At 72.6% G+C, this 4,236-nt stretch carries 4 protein-coding genes; 1 reads left to right on the top strand and 3 read right to left on the bottom strand.

Features of this window, described 5'->3' with window-relative positions:
- Positions 1-153: 153 nt before the first annotated feature.
- From ACWGL3_RS31285 to ACWGL3_RS31295, 3 genes are all read right to left on the bottom strand, one after another.
- Positions 154-1,065, bottom strand: a complete 912-nt coding sequence (locus ACWGL3_RS31285) for an AurF N-oxygenase family protein (protein WP_267946217.1) — start codon at positions 1,063-1,065, stop codon at positions 154-156.
- A gap of 11 nt (positions 1,066-1,076) precedes the next feature.
- Positions 1,077-1,928 carry an SDR family NAD(P)-dependent oxidoreductase gene (locus ACWGL3_RS31290; protein WP_267946216.1) on the bottom strand — a complete coding sequence of 284 codons (852 nt, stop codon included), beginning with the start codon at positions 1,926-1,928 and terminating at the stop codon, positions 1,077-1,079.
- Positions 1,929-2,202: 274 nt separating this feature from the next.
- Positions 2,203-3,114 (bottom strand): AurF N-oxygenase family protein, encoded by a 912-nt coding sequence (locus ACWGL3_RS31295; RefSeq protein ID WP_267946215.1) that lies wholly within the window; start codon positions 3,112-3,114, stop codon positions 2,203-2,205.
- Between the two features lie 188 nt (positions 3,115-3,302).
- Between ACWGL3_RS31295 and ACWGL3_RS31300 the strand changes: the two genes are divergently transcribed.
- Positions 3,303-4,088, top strand: a complete 786-nt coding sequence (locus ACWGL3_RS31300; RefSeq protein ID WP_267946214.1) for a MerR family transcriptional regulator — start codon at positions 3,303-3,305, stop codon at positions 4,086-4,088.
- The last annotated feature ends 148 nt before the right edge of the window (positions 4,089-4,236 follow it).

Genomic DNA, 4,236 nt, shown 5'->3' on the forward strand with positions numbered 1-4,236 from the left:
CCGCCGGAAGACGTGGCGCGTCTCGTCTTCCGGCGGCGGGTCTGTGGGGCCGGGGGCCGGTCGCGGTGCGCGGCGGTCCGACGGCGGCGGGGAGGGTCCCGCGGAGGGGCGCCCCCGGGGAGCGGGCCGTGCGGGCGGTCCCGCGGGGACGCGTCAGCCGAGGAGCCCGGCCTTGCGCCAGAAGTACCGCCCCAGTCCGGTGATGGCCCCGGCGGTGCCCAGGGTGCCGACCACCTTGCGCGCGGCCCAGGTCTTGGTGCCGATCCAGTGCGGGTTCTTCCGGGCGACCTCGTAGGCCTCCTTCGGGTCGAGCCCCACCTGCGCGTACACCTTGGGGTTGATCAGCCGGGTGGCGGAGTAGTAGGTCACCAGTCCGAGGACGATGCGGCTGTAGGCCCGGTTGAGGGGGCCGCGGGTGACCCAGTCGCGCTGGAACTCCTCGCGGGCGTAGCGCATGTGCCGCGCCTCCTCCACCACGTGGATGCGGGCGACCGAGCGCACCAGGGGGAGGATCTGCTCGTCCGGCACGGCCTCGCGCTGGAGCTGGTCGAGCACCTCCTCGACGAACAGCGCCCCCGCGAAGATCAGCGGGCCGTGCGCGATGGCCTTGAAGACGCGGCCCAGGTGGTAGGTGACCGGGTCCAGCCGGTGCGCCTCCCAGCCGAGCTTCTGCACCATCTTGGCGAACATGACGGTGTGGCGGCACTCGTCGGCGATCTCGGTGTAGGCGTACTGGACGTGGTTGGTGGTGGGGTCGTTGTGGTAGGCGTGGCGCACGAGCATCTGCATCAGGATCGTCTCGAACCAGATGCCGATGGTCGCGACGCTGGCCACCTCCAGGCGTGAGAGCTCCTTGCGCTCGGCGTCGGAGAGCCGGTCCCACAGGTACGTCCCGTAGAGGGAGATCCGCTCGGGGCGGATGGCCCACATGCCGGGGTCGACGGGGGCGTCCCAGTCGATCTCGACGAGCGGGTCGAAGGAGGCCTTCGCCGATCCGCGCAGCAGGCGCTTGGCGATGTCCTCCCGGTCGGTGAGCCGGGGCCCGGCCGTGGTCTCCGCAGTCATCTGGTCCCTCCTCAGGACGCGTTCTGGGTGGCGGGGCCGCCGTGGCGTGCGTGGAGGCCCCGGGCGATCTCCGCCCCGTCGAAGGCGCCGTCCGCGAGCAGCAGGCCGAGCTGGAGCGAGACGATCTGCTCGGTGGCGCCGGGGAAGTGCCTGGTCAGGTGCAGGGCAGCGGTGCCCAGGGCGGTGGAGGCCACGTCGCGCGGTGCGCGCCGGGCGGCGGCGGCCCGGACGACGGCCATCACCGTGTCCCGCGTCCGCTCGGCGGGGACGAGGCCGTCGAGGGAGGCGCCGGTGGCCCGGGAGCTGTCGTGGATGGGGGTGTCGACGTAGCCGGGGAACACGGTCGTCACGCCGACGTGGGTCCCGTACTCGGCGCGGAGGCAGTCGGCGTAGGCGGCGACCGCGCGCTTGGAGACCGTGTAGGCGCCCGCCAGCGGGAGCTGGAGGTTGGCCAGCAGCGACGACGTGACGACGATCCGCCCCCTGCTCTCGAGCAGGGAGGGCATCGCGGCCGCGGTCACCCGCCAGGTGCCCAGGAGGTTGACCTCCAGCGCCTGGTGGGCGGGGGAGCCGGGGGCGTGGCCGATGTCCACGGAGGGGCCGACGCCCGCGTAGTGGACGAGCAGGTCCAGGCGTCCGCCGAGCTGTTCGACGGCCTCCGCGACGCCGTCCCGCACCTGCCCGTCGTCGGTGACGTCGCAGCCGATGACGCCGGGGGAGGGCTTGCGGTCGATGCCGACGACGTTCACGCCGAGGTGGCGGAGGACGGCCACGGTGGCGCTGCCGAAGGCTCCCGAGGCGCCGGTGACGACGGCGTTCCGGCCGGGCAGCCGGCGCAGGTGGCGCGGCGAGGGGGGCGTCATGTGATCTCCTCCACAGTCATTGCGGGAACGTTACAACGAGCATTGTCACAATGCAATGGGTTGAGATGGGAAATTTACTCGCGAGTAGGTTCGGTGCCTGCTGGTGCCTGCTGGTGCCTGCTGGTGCCTGCTGGTGCCTGCTGGTGCCTGCCGGTGCCCGCGGCTCCGAGGCCGCGGACGCCGGCCGGGCGCCGCTCCCGGCCGCGGCGGTGCGGGGGCGCCGGGGACGGGAGGGGCGGAGGGGGAAGGGCAGAGGGGGAGGGGGCAGGCGCCGTCAGCGCCCGAGCAGCCCCGCCCTGCGCCAGAAGTACGCGCCGGGGCCGGAGATCGCCCCGGCGGAGCCGAGCGTCCTCACGGCCTTGCGCGACAGATGGGTCTTGCTGTCGATGAAGCGGGGGTTGCGCCGGGCCGCCCGCGCGGCCTCCCGGGGATCGAGGCCGAGCTGCGCGTAGACCTTCCTGTGCACCAGCCGGGTGGCGGAGTAGTAGGTCACCAGTCCGAGGACGACGCGGCTGTAGGCCCGGTCGAGGGGGCCGCGGGCGGCCCAGTCCCGGTGGAACTCCTCGCGGGCGTAGCGGATGTGCCTGGCCTCCTCGATCACGTGGATGCGGGAGGTGGCGCGGACCACGGGCTCGATCTCCTCGTCGCCGATCATCTCCCGCTGGAGCTGGTCGAGGATCTCCTCGACGAACAGCGCGCCGCCGAAGATCAGCGGGCCGTGGGCGAGGGCCTTGAAGACCCGGCCGAGGAAGTGCGCGGCGGGGTCGAGCCGGTGGGCGCGGGACCCCAGCTTCCCGACCGCCCTGGCGAACATGACGGTGTGGCGGCACTCGTCGGCGATCTCGGTGTAGGCGTACTGGACGTGGTTGGTGGTGGGGTCGTTGTGGTAGGCGTGGCGGACGAGCATCTGCATCAGGATCGTCTCGAACCAGATGCCGGTGGCCATGGTGCTGGCCATCTCCAGGCGGCTGAGCCTGCGCCGCTCGGCGTCGGTCAGCCGGTCCCACAGGTGGGTGCCGTAGAGGGAGACCCGTTCGGGCCGCATCCCCCAGAGGTCCTCGACGGGGGCGTCCCAGTCGATCTCGACGAGCGGGTCGAAGGAGGCCTTCGCCGATCCGCGCAGCAGGCGCCTGGCGATGTCCTCCCGGTCGGTGAGCCGGGGTGTCTTCGCGGTGTGTCCGGACACGTGGTCCCTCCTCGAAGGAGCGCGGGGCGGGGGCCCGCAGGGGGCGGCGGGGGCGTCGCGACGGGCGGGCGTGTGACGCCCCTCACTCCTGTTTCGGAAACGTTACAATGCTCGTTGTCATGGTGCAATGGCCCGGAGGCGCGGATTTACTGACGGGTAACCTTCGGGGAGGTCTCTAGGCTGGACCCATGGCCGAATACCGCATTGACGAACTCGCCCGGCTTGCCGACACGACCGTCCGCAACGTCCGGGTGTACCAGGACCGAGGTCTGCTCGCTCCTCCCCGCAGGGAGGGCCGCGTGGGCATCTACTCCGAGGCCCACCTGGCACGCCTGCGGCTCATCGGCCAGCTGCTGCGGCGGGGCTACACGTTCGCCAACATCGGTGAGATGTTCCGGGTCTGGGAGCGCGGCGGCGACCTCTCCGACATCCTCGGCTTCGAGTCGGCCATAGGGGACGCCTGGAGCGACGAGATAGCCGACTACGTCACGCTCGGGGAACTCCGGGACCTCTTCGGCAAGGGTGTGACGCCCAAGACCATAAAGCGCGCCCTCGACCTGCGTGTCCTCGAACGCGACGGCCTGCGCTTCAGGGTCCCCAGCCCCCGGCTGCTGCACGCGGGCGTCGAGCTCGTCAAGCTCGGCATGAGCGTGGGCTCGGTCCTGGACATAGCCGAGAACCTGCGCGACAAGGTCGGCGGCGTCGCCGAGCACATGGTCCGCCTGGTCTCCGAGCACATCATCGCCGAACACGCCCCCGGCACGGTCGTCCGCAGCGAGGAGACCGCCGAGATGGCCGAACTCATCCGGCGCGTGCGCCCGCTCGCGCAGCAGGCCGTGGACGCGGTCCTCGCCCAGGCGATGGCGGAGAACCTCACCACCGTCATGGGCGAGCACTTCGCCCTGGCGATGGAGCACCTGGAGCGGGAGCAGGGGGGCCATCCGCGGGCGGAGGGCCTGACGGGCCCCTCCTGACGGTCCGCTCCCAGGCAGCCCGCGCCCCCGCACCCTTCCCGGCCCCCGGACGCACCTCCGATCCCCCGCCCCGACGCACCCCCCGGCCCCGGGCGGGGCGCCCCCACGCCGCCGACGGCCCGGCGTCCGCGCCGGCCGGTGCGGACGC

It is taken from the genome of Nocardiopsis sp. NPDC055824, assembly GCF_053616335.1.